Raw genomic sequence first — 22,729 nt, 5'->3', positions numbered from 1 at the left:
CGTTGCCCAGATAGCTCAGTCGGTAGAGCAGGGGATTGAAAATCCCCGTGTCGGCGGTTCGATTCCGTCTCTGGGCACCAAAATACCGAAAAACCCCAAGGAACAATGTGTCCTTGGGGTTTTTTATTGCCTACGATTTAATGGCCGCTGGACCATTTCTGGACCAAGCCACTTTCCACCGTGCTTTAACTCCCCACCGAACACCGCCATCAACGCTAACTTCAGTTTCATCGGGTTGAGCGCATTCGCCAGCCATGCGACCGGACAACTACGGTTCGCCAGCGGCAGTAGCAAGCAGCTTGGAGCCACCGACTTGATCGCCTGAGCGATGTCAGTTTGACACCATCATTTTGCGCTATAAACTGCCAGTCACTCCAGTTTTCTCTTTGCATAAAAGGAATTTGCGATGCCTACCCTGGGCGAAATCCGCGTCAACCCTACGACTGGCTATCATTCCGAGCCCTCCCTCACGGCCTTGAAAGATGGTGGTTACATCGTGGCGTGGAGCGATCAGGGAACAAGCGCCACCGATTACATCTACACCCAGCGCTATAACGCCAGTGGCGTGAAGGTAGGCGGGCCGGCCCTCGTCAACAAAGTTACGAGCAGCGCACAGGAAGATCCCACCATTACCGCATTGGCCAACGGTGGCTATGTGGTCGCCTGGCAATCGGACACCTTCGACGATATGTCGGACATTGCCGCCCAGGTCTACAACGCCAAAGGCGTCAAGGTTGGAAGTGAGTTTATCGTCAACACGACCAGAATCGGCGAGCAGGACAGCGCGGAGATCACCGCACTTAATGACGGCGGCTTTGTGGTGTCCTGGGCTTCGTTCGGCCAGGACGGCAGCGGCTGGGGCGGTTACCTGCAGCGCTATAACGCCAGTGGGGCAAAGGTAGGTGTAGAAACCCGCGTCTCTACCACCACTCAGTTTGACCAGGATGGCCCTACTGTCACCGGCCTTGCCGATGGCGGCATGATGGTGGTTTGGGAGGGCAACGGAAAAGGCGATACATCCGGCATCTTCGGTCAGCGGTTCAAGGCCGACGGCAGCAAATCGGGCGGAGAAATTCGCATCAATACCAGGGTTGGCGAAGATCAGACTGACCCCGTCGTCAAGGTTCTGAGTAGCGGTAACTATGTCGTCACCTGGCAATCGGCTCCCGACGACGGCGATGGCGACGACGAAACCGATGCTCCTGGCAACATCTACGCCCAGCTTTTCAATGCCGCAGGCGTAAAAGTGGGTGCAGAAACCCTGGTGAATACCACCATCGCAGGCAATCAGGAAGAGCCTAACGTCACCGCCATGACGGATGGCGGTTATCTGGTGACCTGGGCCGGCCAAGGCACCGGTGATGTAAATGGCGTCTTCTCCCAACTCTTCAATGCCAGCGGCGTCAAGGTGGGTTCCGAAACCCGCATCAACACCATCACCACCGGCAATCAATCGTTCGCCCAGGTGACTACATTGGCCGATGGCGGCTATGTGGTTGCCTGGGAGTCGAATGGAGTGAATGGGCAAGTCGACGTTTATACCCAGCGCTTTGACGCGAACGGCAACAAGGTTTCCAGCCTGACAGGCGATGCCTTGGCCAACATCCTGACCTGGACCAGCGCCGGCAGCGTGATCATCGACGGCGGCGCGGACAACGACACGCTTACAGGTGGCCACGCCAACGATCATTTGAACGGCGGTGCTGGCAATGACTCGCTCAATGGCGCCGCCGGGGCCGACCGCCTGATCGGCGGCGATGGCTCCGACCTCTACTACGTCGACAATGCCAGCGATATCGTCAGCGAAATCAATGCCACGGCCAGCACCGGCGGCACCGATAGCGTCTATAGCTACCTCGGCGCCTACACCCTGGGTGACAATGTGGAGAATCTGCGCCTGTTGGCGACCGGCGCTGCCAACGGCACCGGGAACAGCCTAAACAACGTCATCGATGCTGGGACCGGCAACAACATCCTCAATGGTGGCGCCGGCGTCGATACCTTGTCCTATGCCTTTGCCACTGCGGCGGTGACGGCCAACCTGGGGCTGACCACCGTGCAAGCCACCGGTGGTTCTGGCTCAGACACCCTGTTGAACTTCGAAAACCTCACAGGCAGCAACTATCACGACAAACTGACCGGCAATGCAGCCGCCAACACCCTCAACGGTGGCCTGGGCAACGACATCCTCAACGGCGCGGCCGGTGCCGACCGCCTGAACGGCGGCGAAGGTTCCGACTTCTATTATGTCGACAACGCTGGCGATGTCGTCAGTGAAACCAATGCGGTCGCCAGCACAGGTGGCACCGATACCGTTTATAGCTACCTCGGGGCCTATACCCTTGGCAGCAACGTAGAGAACCTGCACCTGCTGGCGACCGGCGCTGCCAATGGCACCGGTAATAGCCTCAACAACATCATCAACGCCGGGGCCGGTAACAACATCCTCGATGGTGGTACCGGTATCGATACCCTCTCCTATGCCTTTGCCACTGCTGCGGTGACGGCCAACCTGGGGCTGACCACCGCGCAAGCCACCGGTGGTTCTGGCTCAGACACCCTGTTGAACTTCGAAAACCTCAAAGGGGGAAATTACAACGACAAGCTGACTGGTAATGCGCTTGCCAACACCCTCAGCGGCGGTGCCGGCAACGATATGCTCACCTCCGGAGCCGGCAACGACCTGCTGATCGGTGGCACGGGCCTGGACAAACTTTATGGTGGCGCCGGGGCCGACAAATTCGACTTCAATGCCTTGAATGAAATGGGTCTGGGTGCCGCCCTGCGCGATGTCATCGGCGATTTCAAGGCCAGCGAAGGTGACAAGGTCGACCTGTCGACCCTGGACGCTAACCTGGCGACGGCAGCCAACGATGCGTTCAGTTTCATCGGCTCCAGCGCTTTCAGCAGCAATGCCACAGGGCAGGTACGGTTCGCCGGTGGCATTCTCTACGGCAGCACTGACGCTGACACCGTCGCTGAGTTCGAAATTCAGTTGCTGGGGGTGAGCAATTTGCAAACTGTCGACCTGATTGCCTGATAGAGGGTGGAAAATCCCCGTGTCGGCGGTCCGATTCCGTCTCTGGGCACCACCTTTCGTTTTCAGGTGATGCCAAGCACACCTGAAAGCACACAAAAAACCCGCCTGGTGCGCAATGCTGTTCACTTAGGCATGGGGTTAAAATGTAAGAACTGGATTGGGGGGATATCCGTTGCTGCGGTAACGGCCACTTAGGGTTTCGCCCTTACGGCGAGTCCCTTTTTCAAACGCCAAAAAGGAACCAAAAGGCTTTGCCCCACCACTCGGTGCCTCGCTGTGGCTCGGCATGCCCTCACTCCGGCATTGCTCCGTGGGTCGCCGCGATGGGCCATCGTGGTTTAACGGGGCGCCCAAATCTAAAGCCAAAGCGAGGCGGCCTGATAGCCGACCTGATTTCAAGTGAACACGTTTCCCTGTGGAGCGAGCTTGCTCGCGATGGACGTCAACGATAACGCGCCCTGTCTGGATGAACGCGTTGTCCGGACGTTTTTCGCGAGCAAGCTCGCTCCCACAAGAGATCGCGGATCAGCCAGTAATCAGGTCGGCTTTAAGGCCGCCTCGCCTCGCCTTGCTTTGGCTTTTGATTTTCTTGCCACATCGAGAGGCCGAGTGGAGGTTCTGCGCAGTGGGCAAACCGGCATGGATGCCGGGTTACCCGCGCTGGGCCAAGGATGGCCCATCGCGGCGGGCCCACGGAGCAGGACCGGAGCGAGGGCATGCCGAGCATTAGCGAGGCACCGAACGCCAGGGGCAAGAGCGTTTGGTTACTTTGCGCTTCTCAAAGTGACCCGCTGTAAGAGCGGAACCATAAGTCGCCGTTACCGCAGCAACGGATATACACCCAATCCAAATATCCACCTGCCCCCCCCAACCTAAAGTGAACAGCATTACGCCTGGTGCGGTTTTTTTACTTCCTATGGTTCGCTCACTCCGCCATCTGCAACTCCGGCAGCTTCACTCGGAAACCCCGCGTAACACCCAGCAAACAAACGAGCCCTAACCCCATCCAGCACAGCCCAATCATGAACGACATGCTGGACAAGCTGGTCCACAGCCAAATGGTGCTGAGGAACCCCAGGGCCGGCACCAGGCCGTAGATCAGGCAATTGCGCAGACCGCGCAGCTTCTGGTCGACCAGGTAATGCTTGATGACCGCCAGATTCACCGCCGAGAACGCGAAGAGCGCGCCGAAGCTGATCATGTTGGCAACGGTATCCAGGGTGATGAACAGGGCAATCAGCGAGAACAGGCTGACCAGCATGATCGCGGTGGCCGGCACCCGCTTCTTCGAGACCAGCCTGCCGAACACCCGGGGCAGCGCGCCATCCCGGCCCATGGCGAATAGCACCCGGGAGACGCTGGCCTGGGAGACCATCGCCGAGGCAAAACATCCGGCCACATAGGTGGCGGTAAAGGCAGTCACCAGCAGTTCACCACCCACACGGCGCATGACGTCCAGCGACGCCGAGTCCGGGTCGGCAAAGGTGTTCCATTGCGGATAGACCATTTGGGCGAAATACGAAACGCCGACAAACAGCAGGCCACCGCACAGGCTCACCACCATGATAGCGAGGGGGATGAGACGCCGCGGGTTGGGTGTCTCCTCGGCCATGGTCGACACGGCGTCGAAGCCGAGAAAAGACAGGCACAGGACCGCTGCGCCGGTCATGATCAGTGGGACGCTGAAGCCCTCATGGTGGAAGGGTGCGAGCAGCGAAACCGGCTCAGACTGATCCCCCAGGTTGTGGATCGACAACGCAACGAACACGACGATGAAGACCAGCTGGACAACAACGAGTAACAAGTTGACCCGGGTGATGGATTCGATGCCGATCAGGTTGAGGAAGGTCACCAGGGCAATGGAGCCGATCACCCACACCGCAGCGGGAACCGCGGGGAAGTATTCGGACATGTAGATGCCGATCAGTAGATAACTGAGCAGCGGCAGGAAGATATAGTCCAGCAACAAGGTCCAGCCGGCCATGAAGCCAAAGTAGCTACCGAAAGCCTTTCGCGTATAGGAGTACACCGATCCCGAATACGGATGCGCCTGCACCATGCGTCCGTAGCTGTAGGCGGTCAGCAGCATGGCGGCGAGGGTCAGCAGGTAGGCGGTAGGCAGGTGGCCCTTGGTCATCTGGGTCACCAGGCCATAGGTGGTGAACACCGCCAGCGGCACCATGTACGCCAGGCCGAAGAGGACCAGGGCGGTAAGCCCTAGGGATTGTCGAAACCTGCCAGGCGAATCCGATTCCGACGGGGAATGATGGGAAGGAGTATCGGCCACGCTTGTTATTGTATTCATTGCTGACTCCTGAAAATTTGAATGCAGGACGCTGCGGTATCCGAAGAACGGATACCGTTAGTGAATGATCTGCTGAAGGGTGGGCTGCCCAATGTCCGGCAGCCTCTAGTTCAATTGATATGCACGCAGGGCGATGTAACGCTGTCGATCACCACCCCAGGCATGGGGTTGGCTCAGCAGATGACTTCAGAGCTTTCCAGCGATTCGTGCAGTGCGGTCTACCGCGATGCGGGTCTTTTCAACCAGCTCGTCAAGCTCGAAGCGCGTTGCCACAAGTGCCGGCGCCATGATCATGCGGCCCAGGGTCGAGCGAATGATCACGCCCTCTTCAAAACCAAAGGTGCGGCACTGCCAGGTCAGGTCGTTTTCGTTGTCGAAGCGTTTGCGCGTAGCCTTGTCCTCGGCGAACTGCAAGGCCGCGACGAGGCCCGCGCCCTGGATCTCGCCGATCATCGGATGGTTGCCGAACACCTCGCGCAGAATCTGCTGCAAGTACGGCCCGGTATCCTCCTTCACCTGGCGCACGATGCCTTCATCACGCAGTGCCTTGAGGTTGGCGAGCGCCACCGCGGCCGCGACCGGGTGTCCGGAATAGGTCAGGCCGTGGGCGAAGACGCCGCCCTCCTCCACAAGCGCATCGGCGATGCGCTTGCCCAGCACCAGGCCACCCATCGGCACGTAACCGGAGGTCAGGCCCTTGGCGATCGACAGGGTGTCCGGCTCGAAACCGAAGTACTGGTGGGCGAACCACTCGCCCGTGCGACCAAAGCCACCGATCACTTCATCGGCACACAGCAGCACATCGTATTGTCGGCAGATGCGCTGGATTTCCGGCCAGTAGCTCTCAGGCGGGAAGATCATGCCGCCAGCGCCCTGGAAGGGCTCGGCGATAAAGCCCGCGACATTTTCGGCGCCCAGCTCAAGAATCTTCTCTTCCAGTTGCAAGGCACAGCGACGACCGAACTCGGCCGGAGTCAGCTCACCGCCCTGGGCGTACCAGTAAGGTTCATCGATGTGCGCGATGTCCGGAATGAGGCCGCCCATCTCGTGCATGAACTTCATCCCGCCCAGCGCAGTGGCCGCCAGGGTCGAGCCGTGATAACCGTTCCAGCGGCCGATCATGATCTTTTTCTGTGGCTTGCCGACGACCTGCCAGTAACGGCGAACGGTACGGATCAGCACCTCGTTCGCTTCGGAGCCGGAGTTTGTGTAAATGACGTGGCTGTAGTGGCCCGGCAGGAGACTGAACAGCAGCTCGGACAGCTCGATCACCGCTGGGTGGGTGGTGTGGAAGAACATGTTGTAGTACGGCAACTGGTCCATCTGCGCAGCCGCCGCGGCGGTCAGGTCCTTGCGACCATAGCCGAGCTGGGTGCACCACAGGCCAGACATGCCGTCCAGGTAACGCTTGTCGTCATTGTCCCAGAGATACAGTCTCTCGCCGCGTACCATCACTCGAGGGCCTTCGGCATTGAGCGCCTTTTGATCCACAAATGCATGGATATGGTGGGCCGCATCGGACTTCTGATAATCCTGAGTCTGCCGTTTCGGTTCGAAGGGTGCATTCATGGCTTTTTTCTCTTTTGTTGGTAGTCACGCGAGGGGTAGCAAGTCCGCTCAGCGGGTCTTGCTCATGTAGCTTTCAAGAGGGTCTTTGCTGAGCACGCCCTGGGCTTCGGCCAACGAATCGATAAACAGTGAAAACAATTCCGATTGCGTGCCGATGTCGAGCTTGCAGTAGACGTTTTTGCGGTGAGACTTGATGGTGTCCTCCGATACCCCGAGGCGCTCGGCCAGGGAGCGGGTCGAATGGCCACGCAGGATCAGTTGGGCGATTCGGCATTCGCGCTCGGTCAGGATCGACGAGCCGAAGTTATTCAGTGCCGAGTGGATGCGCTGCTCCAACTGGTTTTCGAAGCGAGCGCCGCGCGTGTCCAGGCCGACAAAATGCTTACCCAGCAAGGTCAGGACCCAGGGGGCCATGCGCTTGAAATGCTGCGTCGTGGCTGCGTCCAGTTTTTCCGTGAACGCCAGTGAGACCGCCAGGCTCAGCCCGGGAGACAACTGCAGGATGTAGTTCAACTCATCCTGCAGGTGCGAGTGCCGATAGAACGACTGGTAGTACTCGCTGAGTTCGAAATGGTCGGGAGCGACATCAGCAAGGTCATAGCAACCGGAGCTGACGCCTTCCACACAGGCACCGTAGAACGGGTCGAGCAGATAGAAGCCGGACAGGTACTGGCGCACATTGCCTTGCGGCAGCCAGGGGCCGTCAAGTTCGAACAACGCGCTGGGCATACCGCCATGCGGATACTGGTACAGCGTCGTCGCCTGAATGGGCCAGATAAAGCCCAGGGTTTCGAACAGCGTCGCGGTGAATCCCGGTTGACCGATACTCTCGGTCACCTTGGCCATCTGTTCGAACCATTGCGCAGAAACAAACCGATCGTTTTCCACTTCAAAGACTCGCCGAAAGAACGGTTGGGAGCGACACAAGGTGACTGGTGCCGGGGTTGAAATGATGTTCCCACGCTCGGAAAACTGCCGATATCACCCGTTAGGGTGAGTCGACCAAAGGGCGCCGGATGACCGCCCCAGCTGCCCCACAAGCAGCAAAAGCACGCCACCCCGGGGAGTGCGTGCAGATGGGTTTTCCCTGCCACGCCTTGCGACGTGGCTGAGGGAAGCGGCCTTAACGAAGCTGGAACCAGGTGGTTTTAAGTTGCGTGTACTTGTCGAACGAATGGAGGGAAAGATCGCGCCCGAAGCCGGACTGCTTGCCGCCACCGAAAGGAATGGCGACATCCAGTGCATCCATGGTGTTGACCGAGACGGTCCCGGCCTTCAATGCCCGGGCCACACGATGAGCGCGGTTCAGGTCATCACTCCAGACTGACGCGGCGAGCCCGTAGATGCTGTCGTTGGCCAACTCAAGCGCCTCTTCTTCTGTGTCGAAGGCACTGATGGCTAACACTGGGCCGAAAACCTCATCACGCGCCAGGCTCATATTTCTACCCACGTCAGCGAAAATCGTCGGCTGGATGAAGTTCGAAGACCCATTGATCGTCAGGCGTTCGCCGCCTGCCAGGAGTTTCGCGCCTTCACTACGTGCTTGCTCGATCGCCTTCATGATGCGGGTGGCTTGCTCGCTATCCACGATCGCACCGGCCCTGCTTTCAGGGTCCAGCGGATCACCGGGCATCCAGACCCGAGCCTTGGCGATCAGGCGCTCGACGAACTCATCAAAGATAGAACGTTGCACGTAGAGCCGGGAGTTGGCCGAGCAGACCTCGCCCTGGTTGAAGAAAATGCCGAACGCGGCTTTTTCCGCAGCCAGATCTAGGTCCTGGCAGTCTTCGAAGACTAGGTTCGGGCTCTTGCCGCCGCACTCCAACCAGACCTGTTTGAGGTTGGACTGCGCCGAGTATTGCATGAAGTACTTGCCGACCTGGGTCGAGCCGGTGAACACCAGGCAATCCACATCAGGATGCAGTCCCAGGGCCTTGCCGGCGCTTTCGCCCAGGCCCGGGACAACATTCAATACCCCTTCCGGAATGCCGGCTTCGAGTGCCAACTGACCCAGGCGCAAGGCAGAGAACGGCGACTGCTCGGCGGGCTTGAGGATCACGCTATTACCGGCGGCCAATGCCGGGGCGAGCTTCCAGGCAGCCATGTCCAGCGGGAAATTCCATGGCACCACGGCGGCAACCACCCCCAGGGCCTCGCGAGTGATGGTGGCGAGGGCATTGCGCGCGGTAGGCGCGACCTGGTCGTAGAGCTTGTCCAGGGCTTCACCGTACCAGGCGAACACATGGGCCGCGCCAGGGACATCGATGTTGTAGGCATCCATGACCGGCTTGCCCATGCTCAGCGAGTCGAGCAGTGCCAGCTCCTCGCGGTTGGCCAGGAGCAGTTCGGAGAGTCTGATCAGGATCTTCTTGCGTTCCACCGGGGCCATGCGCGCCCACGGCCCCTCTTCGAACGCCCGGCGAGCCGAGCGTACTGCGAGGTTCACTTCGTCCTCGCCGCATGCGGTGACACATGCCAGCAGCTGGTTGGTCGCCGGATTGATCACTTCGAAAGTCGCACCCGAGGCGCACGCGACCTGCTGCCCTCCGATCAACGCATTTTCAATGAATGTTTGGCGGGCAGCCCGTTGCTGCCAGTAGTTGAGATCGAGCACACGCTACTCCCATGCCGACCGCTGATACGGTCAGTTATTATTGGTTTCGCAGGATGGTGCTCTACTCTCGCGGCGAGGAAAAATAGTAAAAATGTGCTCGGTCCCCAAGAAAAAACTAGGTAGCGCCGAGGGTCTGGACAAGTCTCACTTGTCTGTCGGAACGCTCCGTACGCTTTCACGGAAATGGATGACATACGCTGATCATGGATTTGAGCAGAATCGGAGTAGTAGCTGCCGCAAAACCCCGAGCAGATACTCAACCGAGATGTAGACAATGACTCACGCCATCCAAACAGATGTCGAAACCGCTAAGCTTGTTACTGAACAAGAAATCAGAACCTTCAGTTTTGACCCTCAGCAGTCAGCACTGCTTCACAAGTTCGCCGAAGAACTGGCCGCCATCGGCGGGCCGCAGGCACCAGGAGCCAAGTCCAAAGCGTCTCTGGCAGCCACCGAATTAAAATTCTCGTTTTCGAAAAACCAATGCGAACTGCTGGGCGCCTATTCCGATGGCTTTGTTTCCGTATTGATATTTGAAGGGCTGCAAAAAATCACCGATGTCAGCCCTCCAAATGAATTGCCAGACCTGGCATCCCTGGAAAATCGTTACGACGTTCTCTGTCTGGCCGCTCGCAATCAGATCTTGTTGAAACTGGTGGATAACCGTGCCTTTGCCTATGACATGGACAACGAAGGAAGACTGGTTCGATTAGTGGCCAACTTCAAGGGTGGCGGACTCATCAAAATCAATGCCGAGCCGGAGATCAAAGAACTGAGCTCCCATTCCGGCCTCGCGCTTGGCCCGCATACAGAGGCGCCTTACTGGTGCGCCGTGAACGCGAAAGACGGTCACTCTCCCTCTCCATCGTCGCTCATACTTTCCGCCTTGTGGAACCCGAGCCTGGAGCCTACGCGAATCATCCCACTACCTCCCATACTCGAAAAAATTGGCGTCACCAACTGCCTCGCACTGACAACGGGTAACTTCCAGTTCACTCGTAGTGACTCCTTTGTCAGTGGCAAAGGGGAAGATGGCCGCAACGTTTCGATTCTGGAGTTTAACGACAAGGTAGGGTTCGCAGCCCGCTTTAACTCGTATCGTTTTTCGGTCAATGACAACGCCTCGACCTTTGTGAAAACGGCTTACACCACCCTTTGCCAAGGTGTGGCTGAAGCAACTCCGACCGAATATGCGCTGACCCAGGAATCGGCCATGGCCATCAATAACATCCGGGCTCTGCACTGTCGCGATGTCATCAAAGACAACAGACGGGTCTTGGTTCGCATTTTCGGACTTTCAAAATTCTCTTCCCCAATCGTTATTTCAGAGGATCCGTTAGTGTTGCAGGGCTGATTCTTTAAGTGAGAAGGCTGTTGAACGACCAGTCATGTGATTACTGGCGAGTAACTATAAAGAGAGAATTTAATGTCTTGGGATGTAATTGGCATGTTGGCGCTCGTCGCTTTTTGCGCCGGCTTTTTTGATGCGATTGCCGGTGGTGGCGGCTTGATTACCTTGCCTGCATTGTTTCTGGCAGGTGTAGATCCGATCAGTGCAATTGCAACGAACAAGTTCCAGGCCGCTTCGGCAACTATTTCGGCAACTGCAACCTTTGCTCGCAAAGGAATGATCGAGTGGCGCGAAGGCCGTTTCCTGGTTGTCTGCGGATTTATTGGCGGTGCCAGTGGCGCCTTGCTGGTCAGCTCTATTGATAAGCGTTATCTGGAAGTTTGCGTGCCTGTCATGCTGATTCTGGTGGCCATTTATTTTGCGCTATCTCCAAAGCTGGCTAATGAAGATCGACGTAAGAGAATTGGAATTGTGCTTTTCTCGTTTACCGTGGCGCCGATCCTGGGCTTTTACGACGGCATATTTGGCCCCGGTGTGGGCTCTTTCTTCATTGTCGGCTTCGTTCTTCTCTGCGGCTTGGGCATGATGCGGGCCATGAGTTTTACCAAACTTGCCAATGCCTCCTGCAATTTGGGCTCTCTGTCCGTGTTCATCACCAAAGGGGTGATCATCTGGCCGATCGCAATCGCCATGGCCCTAGCGGCCTTTATCGGCGCGCAACTGGGTGCGCGCGCCGCTGTGCGGGTCGGTCCACGGCTAATCAAACCCATGTTGATCGTGGTGTGTTGTGCGTTGGCCATCAAGCTTTTGAGCGTGGAGACCAATCCCTTGCGTGTTGCATTCTCGGGCTTGGTTGCCTCGCTCTGATCGACAGTCGTATCCGAGTACCGAAACCGAAACCGAAACCCTGAATCGCAAGATTCAGGGTTTTTTATGCGTGCGATTTAACAAATCCACCGCCACCGAAAATTCCTACACCTATCCTGCACCCCTTCCCTCCAGTTGTGCCCGCTCTTCATACAGCGCTTTAGGATCCCTCTCATAGAGGGCATACGCGTACCCAGCGAAAATACTGCAGCAGCAAATCTGCCTGCATGCATTCACGTTTCAATGTAAGGAAGCAGCTCTTGAACACGCTTTTGAAACTCCTCGCCCTATCGACAATCATTGCCACCGCCAGCGGCTGTGTCAGCTACAACAACAGTCAGCCGTCCTCGCCTATCGACAGCACCGTCAAAGCAGACCTGAAAGCGGACATCGCTGTTGGCGACGCGATCTCCGGCCAGTCTTCGGTCAACGTGCTGTTCGGCTTCCTCAAATTTGGCGGTGATTCCCAGTTTGCGGATGGCGTCAGCTATGGCGGTGAGAGTGGCGCCTTGAGCGGACTTGGCTTGGATCCCGTTAGTGCGGTCAAATCTGCTGCGGCCTACAAAGCGGTTAAATCGTCCGGTGCGGACCTGATCGTCGCCCCTCGCTATGAAGTGCATGAAGAAAACTACTTCATCTTCAAGAAAGTCTCCGTCACGGTAAAAGGCAACAAAGGCAATATCCGAAGCATCCGCTAACTCCTCCCCCCAGGTGTTTGTTCAGCAAACCATCCATCGCGCTTTGGCAAACCGCAAACTCTAGCGCGTGGTGTTCCGCAAACGGCGGCGAAAGCTGTTTGCGGATTTGCAAGCTGACGAAATCGCCTCGCGTCTACTACACGGCTATTCACCACCGCTCCAGTGAAAAACCAGATTGCGCGCAGTACCAGTACCCACATCCGTGGTATCACGCCGCTCTTCACCAGCACGCGTTGCAACGACCGTGTACTTGCCAGGAGGCAGCTGGACGTAAACCAGCGGACCCGCCTGAGTGAGGGTCAATACGCTTTGTTCCTGCGCGTTTTGAATGACCACATCGACATCCGGAACGTATTTGTTCTCGACGCCGACGGAGAACGTCATATGCAGGTTGTAGCCCGTGGCTTGCTGGATTGCCTTCGCCTCATCTTCACCGATACCGCCGGACAGGTAGGCAATCCCGTTTTGTTCCTGCCGTTGAATCTGCACAGCCGAATTGTCTATCGGCTCAAGGCTGGCGGCCTGCAGCATGACCGGAAACATCAATACGCCGACAGCGGTAAGGGGCAGTAACAGAGACTGGACACATTTCATGATGACGACTCCCGGGCTCTACGGAACCCATCGTTATCTAATTGTGATTTCTGGCGCAGTCGTCGTGTTTTAGAACGATTTGTACTTGGAGCCACTGCGAAATGTACTACATGAATCGCTCCGCGGCCTTTCACTGCTATCAGCTCGCTCCTGCCAACTAAACCGGCAGGTCCTTCGGGCGTATCAGAGGCGTCCTGCATCACTATCACCCCACTCTTGCCATCCTCTTCTGCCTGTTAAATCTGCCGCGGAAGACTTTATGAGCTCACTCGTACCCGATGACACACAAGACCCACAAATCACCTCACTGCTTGGCAATCTTGGTGAATTGATCCGCCAGGCACGACAGAAATTGCTGCGAGCAGTCGATACCGCCCAGGTACAAACCTACTGGCAAATCGGGCGACATATAGTGGAGTTTGAACAAGAGGGCTCCCGGCGCGCGGTTTACGGCAAGCAGTTGCTGGCAACGCTTGCGAAGGTGCTGACAGTGGAGTTTGGGAAGGGTTTTGACGAAACCAACTTGCGGAAAATGCGACTTTTCTATCAGGCGTTTCCAATTCGAGACGCACTGCGTCTCGAATTGAGCTGGACCCACTACCGCAGGCTTCTACGCGTGGACAATGAAAAGGCACGCAAGTGGTATATGGACGAAGCAGTTGACCAAAACTGGTCAAGCCGCAGCCTAGAGCGCCAGATCAACACGCTCTACTACGAACGCCTACTGATGAGTCGTGACAAGTCTGTCGTCCTGGCAGAGGCCGCCACCAACATTCACGCAATGAACAACGATCCCCGGGATTTCATCCGGGATCCCGTGATGCTGGAGTTTCTTGGCCTACCCAATACCGGAATTGTTTTGGAAACCAGCCTCGAACAGGCCCTTATCGAGCAACTCCAGGGTTTCCTGCTTGAGTTGGGCAAGGGGTTTGCTTTCATTGCCCGCCAGCAACGCATCAGTACCGACGGCAGAGACTTCTACATCGATCTTGTGTTCTACAACTACCTGCTCAAATGTTTTGTCATTTTCGATCTCAAGCGCGGTGAATTGACACATCAGGATGTGGGGCAGATGGACATGTATGTGCGCATGTACGACGACCTCAAACGCAGCGAGGAAGACGGGCCCACTGTCGGCATTATTCTCTGTGCGCAAAAAAACGAGTCTGTCGTTCGCTACTCGGTCCTACAGGGCAATGAACAACTCTTCGCCAGCAAATACAAATTAGTACTACCGAGCGAGGATGAACTGCGAGCGGAACTGGATCGGGAACGAGCACTGCTCGAGGAGCGCCTTCTCGACCAGATTCCTGACTAAAGCGGCACGATTGTTCAGGCGCGACATGAGGGCTATTGTTGGCAACTACCCGCAAAGGTCCGACGCCGATGAATTTGCAGGACACGCCATCACTCGCCGCTACTCAAATCGAGCTGCCGTTGACGGCTGGCACTTCGGGCGAACCGTTCAAGCAACCTGCGGCCGACGGTTTCATCCTCGGCGGCTTCACCTGGCGGCATGCGGGGCAGGACACTTCCCGAGCAGTCGTCATCATCAATGCCGCCACATCGGTTCGCTGCCGACACTACTCGCGCTTCGCCGATTACCTGTTTGCCAACGGCTTCGATGTAATCACCTATGACTATCGCGGTATCGGCGAGTCGCGCCCGGCAACGCTCAAAGGACTGAAGGCTTCATGGTCCGACTGGGGGGCATTGGACTTCGAGGCGATGCTCAAGCGCGCACAGCGTGAATTTCCCGGTCAGCCGATCGATGTGGTCGGTCACAGCTTTGGAGGCTGTGCAGCGGGCCTGGGAGCGTCCGGACAGCTAATCCGTCGCTTGGTGACCGTCGGCGCGCAATTCGCTTACTGGCGCGACTATGAGCCCGCTCAGCGCTGGCGGATGTTTGGCAAGTGGCATGTGGTGATGCCGCTGGTGACGATACTGTGCGGATACTTTCCCGGCAAACGCCTCGGCTGGCTGGAAGACACACCAGCCGGTGTAGTCCACGACTGGAGCACGCCCACCGCTCGTTACGAGAAGCGCCCCAGCGGCCAGGACAGCCATGTCAGAAATTTCGCTGCCGTCACCGCGAAAACCCTGGCGATCAGCATCAGCGACGATCCCTACGGCACCGTCCCGGCCATCGAGCGCCTGCTCGGCTACTTCACCGGCAGCATAAACACCCACCTGCGCATCACCCCTGAAGACATCGGTGAACAAGAAGTTGGACATTTCGCCTTTTTTCGCAGCGCATACCAAGCCACACTATGGCCCATTGCACTGTCCTGGCTACAAAACGGCGAGCTGGCCTCCGACACACCCGGGCGGACAGTGCCTCGTAGCTAAGCCACCTGCCCTTTTCAACGAATTACGGAACGACGCCCATGGCCTCCGCCAACAAACAGCACAAACGCGCCTCCCGCGCCAAGGCCAAGGCCAAGCAGAACCGCACTCAACGAGCCGCCGCGCCGGTGGAGCTGGACCCGAACGACGATCGCATCGACTTCGAGTCAGTGGACCTGACCGAATTGTTCAAGAAAATGATCGACGCCGAGAAGCTCAGCCAGCAAGCCATGTGCACAGCGTTCCTCGAAGACCCGCTGCTGGAACTGGTGTACGAGCAGGAAGGCGAAGAAGGCGCGATGGACTTTATCCTCGCTGCACTGATCGAATATCGCCAATGGTCCACCGAAACCGATGAAGCCGGCGCCCTGGCATGGATCGAATCCCCGGCCTTCCAGGCTGACTACGTGGCGGCGTCCGACGCCATCGCGGCACAAACCCAACAGAAACCGAACTGAGTTCCCATGGCCTCCCTGAACAAGCAACAGAAACGCGCCAAGCGTGCAAAAGCCAAAGCCAAGCAAATCAATATCCACGGTAGAAAACCCGCCGCGCTGGACGATGACCTGGGCGAAATCGGCGAGCCGATCCCGGAATACACCCTGGCGATGTTCAGCAAAATGCGCGACGCGGAAGCCGTCAGCCGCAGCGAAATGCTCTCCGTGCTGCTGACGAGTCTCGCCTTTATCATCATCGACCATCCAGAACTGCTGGACATGGAAAACGCCGACGACGAAGGCATGGCCGCCACCCACCTGGCCGCCGACATGCTGATCGACTACCGCATGTGGGCCGACGGCATGGACCGCGAGGCCGCCCAGGAATGGCTGAGCGAGCCACAGTTCATTACCGACTTTGGCGACGCACTGGACGTCTACCGCCAGTCGCCAGACGCGTCGGAAGAAAAAGCCGAGTAAGGATTACGGCTCAAATAAAAACGGCCGCTTGTCATCACTGACAGCGGCCGTTTTGCGTTACGAGGTATGGGTCAGCTCAGCACTACCGCGCCACGCTTCTCCAGTTTGCGACGACGCGCTACCAGCAAGCCGGCAGCGACGACCAGAAGAGCCAGCAGGCCGGTCGCGAGGATTTCCACGCGGTGGGCGTCCTGGAACAGCATGATGGTCAGGGCCGCCACGATGAACGCGATCACCGCGTAGGTCAGGCCCGGGAACAACCACATGCTGAAAACGATTTTCTCGCCGCGAGCCATACGCTGTTTGCGCATGCGCAGTTGCGAGATCGCAATCACCAGGTACACCAGCAGCGCAATGGCGCCGGAGCTGGCCAGCAGGAACTCGAACACCGCAGCCGGGGCCACGTAGTTGGCGAAAGTTGCCAGGAACGCGGCACCAGTGGACAGCATCACCGCCCAGTATGGCGTGCCACTTTTGTTGGTGCGGGTGGAAACGGCTGGCGCATCACCGCGCTTGCCGAGGGAGAACAACATGCGCGACGACGTGTAGAGCGCCGAGTTCAGGCAACTGGTCACAGCTACCAGTACCACGATGTCGACGATCATCTTGGCGTTCGGGATGCCCATGCGATCAAGAACAGTCTGGTAGGAACCAACGCTGGCCAGGATCGGGTCGTTCCATGGCACCAGGGCCACAACGATGAAGATCGATACGAGGTAGAACAAGCCGATCCGCCAGATCACCGAATTGGTGGCCTTGGAAATTTGCTTGCCAGGGTTTTTCGATTCCGCGGCCGCAATGGTCACGATCTCGGTACCCATGAAGGAGAACATGGTGGTCAGGATGGCACCCAACACCGCGCCCATGCCGTTTGGCAGGAAGCCCTGGGTGTCGAACAGATGGGAAACGCCGCTAACCTGGCTGCCCGGCAGGAAGCCGAAGATCGCCATGAGGCCCAGAACAATGAAACCGATGATGGCCAACACTTTGACCAGGGCAAACCAGAACTCGAACTCACCGTAGTTCTTCACGCTGAACAGGTTGGTCACGGTCAGCAGCATCGTGATCACCAGGGCGAAGGCCCAGATGTCCACGCCAGGGAACCAGGCATGCAGGATGGTTGCGGCGGCGTTGGCCTCCAGCGGGATGACGAGCACCCAGAACCACCAGTACAGCCAGCCGATGGTGAAGCCGGCCCAGTGACCGATCGCGCGATCGGCGTATGTCGAGAAGGAGCCAGTGTCTGGCGAGGCAATAGCCATTTCACCGAGCATGCGCATCACCAATACCACCAGCATGCCGGCGGCGGCGTAAGCCAAGAGCACGGCCGGGCCTGCTGCAGCGATGGCGTGGCCCGAGCCAACGAACAGGCCGGCGCCGATAACCCCGGCGATCGACAGCATGGTGACATGCCGCGGTTTGAGCCCCTGTTCGAGGCCGTTAGAGCTTTGGATACTGCTCATTGAAACTACCTTTGTAAGGAAAAGCGAATGCATGCATCCCGCCTGTGTTCCTTCTTGTAAAAAGAAACAAACGGGGCGTTCCGGAATCTGCACGCAAGTTTTGCGCCAAAATGTTTCAAAACCCTCTAACTCGGGAATTTCCCCCGACCGGACAGTCATCGCAAGCCATTGATATTAATGGCACTTTGCCAAAACGTTACCTTGGGACTCACTTTATGAACGAACCAGCGCACCGGAAACACACCCAGAAATCCCTCGACGCACGATAAAAGGGCAGATCCGCCACCTTTGGCCCGTTAGCGCTTCCAACCCCCCGCCAAAGCTGGCAACATCGCGCCCTTTTTTACGCGACAGCCACCGCGCTTTTATCTGAAAGCAGGGTTCAAACGGCTGTTCGGTTGTTGATGGGGCGACAGTCTGCTGCGCCGATGCGACAACCTGCCACATGCCACCCGTTTACTGCCCTTAGCGCTGTTGGCTGCCCTTGAAACGCTATGCTAGCTTGGCCGCCTCGCCAGGAAGGCCACCAACAGCAGGAGCGAATACACAATGAGGAACGCACATGGCTGAGGCCACGCCCGCGCTTGAAATCCGCAACTTGCACAAACGCTACGGCTCGCTGGAGGTGCTCAAGGGCATCTCGCTGACCGCCCGCGACGGCGACGTGATCTCGATCCTCGGCTCCTCCGGTTCCGGCAAGTCCACGTTCCTGCGTTGCATCAACTTGCTGGAAAATCCGCACCAGGGCCAGATCCTGGTGGCCGGCGAAGAACTCAAGCTCAAGGCTGCGAAGAACGGCGAGCTGGTCGCTGCCGACGGCAAGCAGATCAACCGCCTGCGCAGCGAAATTGGTTTTGTGTTTCAAAACTTTAACCTGTGGCCGCACATGAGCGTGCTCGACAACATCATCGAGGCCCCGCGCCGCGTGCTCGGCCAGAGCAAGGCCGAAGCCATCGAAGTCGCCGAAGCCCTGCTGGCCAAGGTCGGCATCGCCGACAAGCGCCACGCCTACCCGGCGCAATTGTCCGGCGGCCAGCAACAACGCGCGGCCATCGCCCGCACCCTGGCCATGCAGCCCAAGGTCATCCTGTTCGACGAGCCCACCTCCGCGCTTGACCCGGAAATGGTCCAGGAAGTACTTAATGTCATCCGCGCACTGGCCGAAGAAGGCCGTACCATGCTGCTGGTCACCCATGAGATGGGTTTTGCCCGTCAGGTCTCCAGCGAAGTGGTGTTCCTCCACCAGGGCCTGGTAGAAGAGCAAGGATCGCCACAGCAGGTATTTGAAAACCCGCTTTCGGCGCGCTGCAAACAATTCATGTCCAGCAACCGCTAACGGAGCTAACCACATGCAGAATTACAAAAAGGTCTTCCTGGCCGCCGCCGTTACCCTGGCGTTCAGCGCCGGCGCCATGGCCGAAACCCTGAAGATGGGCATCGAAGCGGCCTACCCGCCGTTCAACAATAAAGATGCCAGTGGCAATGTCGTCGGCTTCGACAAGGAAATCGGCGACGCCCTGTGCGCCAAGATGAAAGTCGAGTGCAAAGTCGTGACCTCCGACTGGGATGGCATCATCCCGGCCCTGAACGCCAAGAAGTTCGACTTCCTGATCTCCTCGATGTCGATCACCGACGAGCGCAAGCAAGCGGTGGACTTCACCGACCCGTATTACTCCAACAAGCTGCAATTCATCGCCAAGAAAGACGTCGACTTCAAAACCGACAAGGCTTCCCTGCAGGGCAAAGTGATCGGCGCACAACGCGCGACGCTGGCGGGTACCTGGCTGGAAGACAACATGGAAGGCGTTGAAATCAAACTCTACGACACCCAGGAAAACGCTTACCTCGACCTGACTTCCGGTCGCCTGGACGGCATCCTGGCCGACAAGTATGTCAACTACGAGTGGCTCAAGAGCGACGCAGGCAAATCCTACGAGTTCAAAGGCGACCCGGTGGAAGAAAGCGACAAGATCGGTATTGCTGTGCGTAAAAACGACCCGATCCGCGAGAAGCTGAACGTCGCGCTCAAAGAAATCGTTGCCGACGGCACCTACAAGAAGATCAACGACAAGTACTTCCCGTTCAGCATCTATTGATCCTGACCTGCCTGACCGGCGCCTGATGGCGCCGGTTCACGGTATTGCCTGCCGCGATTTGAAAAGAAATCCATGATTATCGACCTCTACGGATTCGGCCCGGCGCTCGCCGCTGGCGCGCTCATGACTGTCAAACTGGCACTCTCGGCCCTGTGCCTGGGGCTGGTGCTCGGTCTGCTCGGCGCCTTGGCCAAGACTTCCCCGTACAAGCCGTTGCAATGGCTTGGCGGCACATATTCGACACTGGTTCGCGGCATCCCGGAACTGCTCTGGGTGCTGTTGATCTACTTCGGCACGGTTAACCTGATGCGCGCCCTGGGCGAGTTTTTCGGTAACCCTGACCTTGAGCTCAATGCCTTCGCTGCGGGCGTGATTGCCCTGGGCCTGTGCTTTGGCGCCTACGCCACGGAAGTGTTTCGCGGCGCGATCCTCGCCATACCCAAAGGCCATCGTGAGGCCGGCGTGGCCCTGGGCCTCTCGAAATGGCGCATCTTCACCCGCTTGATCATGCCGCAGATGTGGCGCATCGCCCTGCCGGGCCTGGGCAACCTGTTCATGATCCTGATGAAAGACACCGCGCTGGTGTCGGTGATCGGCCTGGAAGAAATCATGCGTCACGCGCAAATCGGCGTGACCGTGTCCAAGCAACCGTTCACCTTCTATATGGTCGCTGCGTTCATGTATTTGAGTCTGACGATTCTGGCTATGACCGGCATGCACTTCCTGGAAAAACGCGCCGCTCGCGGCTTCGCGAGGAGCACCCAATGAACTGGGAAGTCATCATCAAGTGGCTGCCGAAACTGGCCCAGGGCGCAACCCTGACCCTGGAACTGGTCGCCATCGCCGTGATCGCCGGCCTGCTGCTGGCGATTCCGCTGGGTATCGCGCGCTCGTCGCGCCTGTGGTGGGTGCGCGCGTTTCCCTACGGCTACATCTTCTTTTTCCGCGGTACACCGTTGCTGGTTCAACTGTTCCTGGTCTATTACGGGCTGGCGCAGTTCGACGCGATCCGTAACAGCTCGATGTGGCCCTACCTGCGCGATCCGTTCTGGTGCGCCACGGCGACCATGACCCTGCACACTGCCGCCTACATCGCTGAAATCCTGCGCGGCGCGATCCAGGCGATTCCACCGGGTGAGATCGAAGCGGCACGGGCGCTGGGCATGTCGAAAGCCAAGGCGCTGATCTACATCATCCTGCCCCGCGCGGCGCGCATCGGCCTGCCGGCCTACAGCAACGAAGTGATCCTGATGCTCAAGGCCAGCGCCCTGGCCAGTACCGTGACCCTGCTGGAACTGACCGGCATGGCCCGCACCATCATCGCCCGGACCTACCTGCCGGTGGAAATCTTCTTCGCCGCCGGCATGTTCTATCTGTTGATGGCCTATGTGCTGGTACGCGGCTTCAAGCTGCTGGAGCGCTGGTTGCGCGTTGATGCCTGCCAAGGGCGTTGATCCCCGGGTGCTGACGGGCGAGGAACTGCTCGCCCGCTTCACCGCGCTGGATACTTTTCTGACAGCGCATCAGGCGCTGTGGAAACCACGGCCGTTCACTCATCTGCAGCTGCCCTGGGAAACCACCTACCCGGAACTGGCCGCCTGGCTACGCGGGCGGTCGCTGGAAGAGGCGGAAAGCGCTCACAACCACCCTGCCCTTGTGGATGCGCCGCAGCCTTTTGCTTCGTTGGCGGCCATGTCCCTGGCGCTGAGTGCGCTGGATGAATTGCCTGCTCATGCGCTCGAAGCGCCGGCTTATCGATTGAATGTGGATGTGCCAGGGCGCAAGTGGCAGCAAATTGAAGCCTTTGCCAGCCGTCTGCAGTTTGCTGATAGCGCCAGGCATTGGCTGGACTGGTGCTCGGGCAAGGGACACCTGGGCCGACGCCTGCTACAAACCGGCCAGCAACTGACCTGCCTGGAATACGATCCAGCGCTGGTTGCCAGCGGCCAGGCACTCAGCCAGCGGCATCGACTGCACGCGCTGCATGTCGAACAGGACGTACTGGCGGCCGATGCGGCTGCGCTATTGAAAGCGCGACACACACCCGTCGCACTGCATGCCTGCGGCGATTTGCATGTGCGACTGATCCGGCTCGCCAGCACAGCCGGCTGCAAGCAACTGGCCATCGCCCCTTGTTGCTACAACCGGACCAACCTGACCAGCTATTCGCCGATGTCCTCGGCTGCACAACGCTCTGACCTACAGCTGTCCCTCGACGATCTGGGGCTGCCGATGAGTGAAACCGTCACCGCCGGCGCTCGCGTGCGACGCCAACGCGACACATCGATGGCCCGACGCCTGGGCTTCGACTTGTTGCAAAGGCAACTGCGCGGCGTTGACGAGTACCTGCCGACCCCATCCCTGCCCAGCACCTGGCTGGAAAAACCCTTTGCCGAATATTGCCAACACCTGGCCGATCTCAAAGAGTTATCCACAATCGGCGCCCAGAACTGGCCCGCAGTCGAAGCAGCCGGTTGGCAGCGCCTTGCCCAAGTACGCAATCTAGAGCTGCTGCGCGGACTTTTCCGACGCCCACTGGAGCTTTGGCTGGCGCTCGATCGGGCACTGTTCCTACAAGAACAGGGTTACGCCGTTCGCCTCGGTACATTCTGCGAAACCTCGCTCACACCGCGTAACATCCTTCTGCTGGCAGAGCGTCCTTAACGCCTCACAGCCTGTGGATAACTCTGTTGATGAAATATTCATGGATCCAATCTTTACAGCTGTTTCAGCCCTGATACGGCACTGCAAAGATTTCATTCACTGAATAAAAAACCAGAAAAACAGGCATTTGCGAGCTAATGAGAACGGATCCACAAAAACAGTGTTAACCGGGTGAAGCGCAATTCGCGTTGTGCATAAGCATTCG

Annotated in this window: 19 protein-coding genes and 1 tRNA gene; 14 read left to right on the top strand and 6 right to left on the bottom strand. The window is 58.1% G+C overall.

All coding sequences use genetic code 11. The features are described from left to right. Positions 1-4 precede the first annotated feature (4 nt). Together ACA054_RS01485 and ACA054_RS01480 are read left to right on the top strand one after the other, a co-directional pair. Positions 5-80 (top strand) — tRNA-Phe (locus ACA054_RS01485). A gap of 326 nt (positions 81-406) precedes the next feature. Beyond that, positions 407-3,040, top strand: a complete 2,634-nt coding sequence (locus tag ACA054_RS01480) for a beta strand repeat-containing protein (protein WP_497687881.1) — start codon at positions 407-409, stop codon at positions 3,038-3,040. 925 nt (positions 3,041-3,965) lie between these two features. On the opposite strand, the gene ACA054_RS01475 is transcribed toward ACA054_RS01480, so the two are convergent. The 4 genes from ACA054_RS01475 to ACA054_RS01460 all read right to left on the bottom strand — a co-directional run bounded on the left by ACA054_RS01475 (position 3,966) and on the right by ACA054_RS01460 (position 9,528). Further along, entirely contained in the window at positions 3,966-5,345 is a 1,380-nt protein-coding gene (locus ACA054_RS01475; RefSeq protein WP_497687880.1) for an APC family permease, read from the bottom strand. Positions 5,346-5,531: 186 nt separating this feature from the next. Beyond that, positions 5,532-6,914 (bottom strand): aspartate aminotransferase family protein, encoded by a 1,383-nt coding sequence (locus tag ACA054_RS01470; protein WP_497687879.1) that lies wholly within the window; start codon positions 6,912-6,914, stop codon positions 5,532-5,534. Between the two features lie 48 nt (positions 6,915-6,962). Beyond that, positions 6,963-7,760: a helix-turn-helix transcriptional regulator gene (locus ACA054_RS01465; protein WP_497687878.1), complete on the bottom strand. Its 798-nt coding sequence runs from the start codon at positions 7,758-7,760 to the stop codon at positions 6,963-6,965. 277 nt (positions 7,761-8,037) lie between these two features. Continuing rightward, positions 8,038-9,528, bottom strand: a complete 1,491-nt coding sequence (locus tag ACA054_RS01460; protein WP_497687877.1) for an aldehyde dehydrogenase — start codon at positions 9,526-9,528, stop codon at positions 8,038-8,040. Between the two features lie 274 nt (positions 9,529-9,802). On the opposite strand from ACA054_RS01460, the gene ACA054_RS01455 reads away from it, so the two are divergent. From ACA054_RS01455 to ACA054_RS01445, 3 genes are all read left to right on the top strand, one after another. Continuing rightward, positions 9,803-10,882 carry a hypothetical protein gene (locus ACA054_RS01455; protein WP_497687876.1) on the top strand — a complete coding sequence of 360 codons (1,080 nt, stop codon included), beginning with the start codon at positions 9,803-9,805 and terminating at the stop codon, positions 10,880-10,882. Positions 10,883-10,954: 72 nt separating this feature from the next. Beyond that, positions 10,955-11,746: a TSUP family transporter gene (locus ACA054_RS01450; protein ID WP_497687875.1), complete on the top strand. Its 792-nt coding sequence runs from the start codon at positions 10,955-10,957 to the stop codon at positions 11,744-11,746. Between the two features lie 260 nt (positions 11,747-12,006). Next, positions 12,007-12,444: a hypothetical protein gene (locus ACA054_RS01445; RefSeq protein WP_256874067.1), complete on the top strand. Its 438-nt coding sequence runs from the start codon at positions 12,007-12,009 to the stop codon at positions 12,442-12,444. Positions 12,445-12,588: 144 nt separating this feature from the next. Here the strand turns inward: ACA054_RS01445 and ACA054_RS01440 are convergent, their stop codons facing one another. Further along, positions 12,589-13,038: a carboxypeptidase regulatory-like domain-containing protein gene (locus ACA054_RS01440; protein WP_497687874.1), complete on the bottom strand. Its 450-nt coding sequence runs from the start codon at positions 13,036-13,038 to the stop codon at positions 12,589-12,591. Between the two features lie 259 nt (positions 13,039-13,297). Between ACA054_RS01440 and ACA054_RS01435 the strand changes: the two genes are divergently transcribed. The 4 genes from ACA054_RS01435 to ACA054_RS01420 all read left to right on the top strand — a co-directional run bounded on the left by ACA054_RS01435 (position 13,298) and on the right by ACA054_RS01420 (position 16,301). Continuing rightward, on the top strand, positions 13,298-14,356 hold the full coding sequence (locus tag ACA054_RS01435; protein ID WP_497687873.1) for a PDDEXK nuclease domain-containing protein: 1,059 nt from the start codon (positions 13,298-13,300) through the stop codon (positions 14,354-14,356). Positions 14,357-14,424: 68 nt separating this feature from the next. Continuing rightward, a complete protein-coding gene (locus ACA054_RS01430) occupies positions 14,425-15,387 on the top strand; it encodes an alpha/beta hydrolase family protein (RefSeq protein ID WP_497690227.1) in 963 nt (320 codons plus the stop codon). 38 nt (positions 15,388-15,425) lie between these two features. Continuing rightward, positions 15,426-15,842 (top strand): hypothetical protein, encoded by a 417-nt coding sequence (locus ACA054_RS01425; protein WP_274075134.1) that lies wholly within the window; start codon positions 15,426-15,428, stop codon positions 15,840-15,842. 6 nt (positions 15,843-15,848) lie between these two features. Continuing rightward, entirely contained in the window at positions 15,849-16,301 is a 453-nt protein-coding gene (locus tag ACA054_RS01420; protein ID WP_497687872.1) for a hypothetical protein, read from the top strand. 71 nt (positions 16,302-16,372) lie between these two features. On the opposite strand, the gene gabP is transcribed toward ACA054_RS01420, so the two are convergent. After that, positions 16,373-17,764, bottom strand: a complete 1,392-nt coding sequence (gene gabP, locus ACA054_RS01415) for a GABA permease (RefSeq protein ID WP_497687871.1) — start codon at positions 17,762-17,764, stop codon at positions 16,373-16,375. 562 nt (positions 17,765-18,326) lie between these two features. Here gabP and ACA054_RS01410 point away from each other — a divergent pair. The 5 genes from ACA054_RS01410 to ACA054_RS01390 all read left to right on the top strand — a co-directional run bounded on the left by ACA054_RS01410 (position 18,327) and on the right by ACA054_RS01390 (position 22,524). Continuing rightward, positions 18,327-19,100: an ABC transporter ATP-binding protein gene (locus ACA054_RS01410; RefSeq protein WP_007972784.1), complete on the top strand. Its 774-nt coding sequence runs from the start codon at positions 18,327-18,329 to the stop codon at positions 19,098-19,100. 13 nt (positions 19,101-19,113) lie between these two features. Next, entirely contained in the window at positions 19,114-19,860 is a 747-nt protein-coding gene (locus tag ACA054_RS01405) for an ABC transporter substrate-binding protein (RefSeq protein ID WP_497687870.1), read from the top strand. 72 nt (positions 19,861-19,932) lie between these two features. Beyond that, entirely contained in the window at positions 19,933-20,628 is a 696-nt protein-coding gene (locus tag ACA054_RS01400; RefSeq protein WP_008058481.1) for an ABC transporter permease, read from the top strand. Further along, the gene (locus ACA054_RS01395) at positions 20,625-21,314 is read left to right on the top strand and encodes an ABC transporter permease (protein ID WP_497637507.1); all 690 of its coding nucleotides are present in this window, start codon (positions 20,625-20,627) and stop codon (positions 21,312-21,314) included. The genes ACA054_RS01400 and ACA054_RS01395 overlap by 4 nt, the downstream gene beginning before the upstream one ends. Further along, positions 21,295-22,524 carry a methyltransferase gene (locus tag ACA054_RS01390; protein ID WP_497687869.1) on the top strand — a complete coding sequence of 410 codons (1,230 nt, stop codon included), beginning with the start codon at positions 21,295-21,297 and terminating at the stop codon, positions 22,522-22,524. Before ACA054_RS01395 ends, ACA054_RS01390 begins: the two co-directional genes overlap by 20 nt. Positions 22,525-22,729: the final 205 nt, after the last annotated feature.

Source organism: Pseudomonas sp. LBUM1653 (assembly GCF_059716115.1).
This window is presented reverse-complemented; position numbering and strand designations above follow the sequence as displayed.

Coding starts and splice junctions, on each gene's coding strand:
- ACA054_RS01465 (WP_497687878.1), bottom strand. CDS start 7,760: ATGGCCAAGGTGACCGAGAGTATCGGTCAACCGGGATTCACCGCGACG.
- ACA054_RS01470 (WP_497687879.1), bottom strand. CDS start 6,914: ATGAATGCACCCTTCGAACCGAAACGGCAGACTCAGGATTATCAGAAG.
- ACA054_RS01480 (WP_497687881.1), top strand. CDS start 407: ATGCCTACCCTGGGCGAAATCCGCGTCAACCCTACGACTGGCTATCAT.
- ACA054_RS01390 (WP_497687869.1), top strand. CDS start 21,295: ATGCCTGCCAAGGGCGTTGATCCCCGGGTGCTGACGGGCGAGGAACTG.
- ACA054_RS01410 (WP_007972784.1), top strand. CDS start 18,327: ATGGCTGAGGCCACGCCCGCGCTTGAAATCCGCAACTTGCACAAACGC.
- ACA054_RS01455 (WP_497687876.1), top strand. CDS start 9,803: ATGACTCACGCCATCCAAACAGATGTCGAAACCGCTAAGCTTGTTACT.
- ACA054_RS01400 (WP_008058481.1), top strand. CDS start 19,933: ATGATTATCGACCTCTACGGATTCGGCCCGGCGCTCGCCGCTGGCGCG.
- ACA054_RS01420 (WP_497687872.1), top strand. CDS start 15,849: ATGGCCTCCCTGAACAAGCAACAGAAACGCGCCAAGCGTGCAAAAGCC.
- ACA054_RS01425 (WP_274075134.1), top strand. CDS start 15,426: ATGGCCTCCGCCAACAAACAGCACAAACGCGCCTCCCGCGCCAAGGCC.
- ACA054_RS01475 (WP_497687880.1), bottom strand. CDS start 5,345: ATGAATACAATAACAAGCGTGGCCGATACTCCTTCCCATCATTCCCCG.
- ACA054_RS01440 (WP_497687874.1), bottom strand. CDS start 13,038: ATGAAATGTGTCCAGTCTCTGTTACTGCCCCTTACCGCTGTCGGCGTA.
- ACA054_RS01435 (WP_497687873.1), top strand. CDS start 13,298: ATGAGCTCACTCGTACCCGATGACACACAAGACCCACAAATCACCTCA.
- ACA054_RS01450 (WP_497687875.1), top strand. CDS start 10,955: ATGTCTTGGGATGTAATTGGCATGTTGGCGCTCGTCGCTTTTTGCGCC.
- ACA054_RS01430 (WP_497690227.1), top strand. CDS start 14,425: ATGAATTTGCAGGACACGCCATCACTCGCCGCTACTCAAATCGAGCTG.
- gabP (WP_497687871.1), bottom strand. CDS start 17,764: ATGAGCAGTATCCAAAGCTCTAACGGCCTCGAACAGGGGCTCAAACCG.
- ACA054_RS01405 (WP_497687870.1), top strand. CDS start 19,114: ATGCAGAATTACAAAAAGGTCTTCCTGGCCGCCGCCGTTACCCTGGCG.
- ACA054_RS01395 (WP_497637507.1), top strand. CDS start 20,625: ATGAACTGGGAAGTCATCATCAAGTGGCTGCCGAAACTGGCCCAGGGC.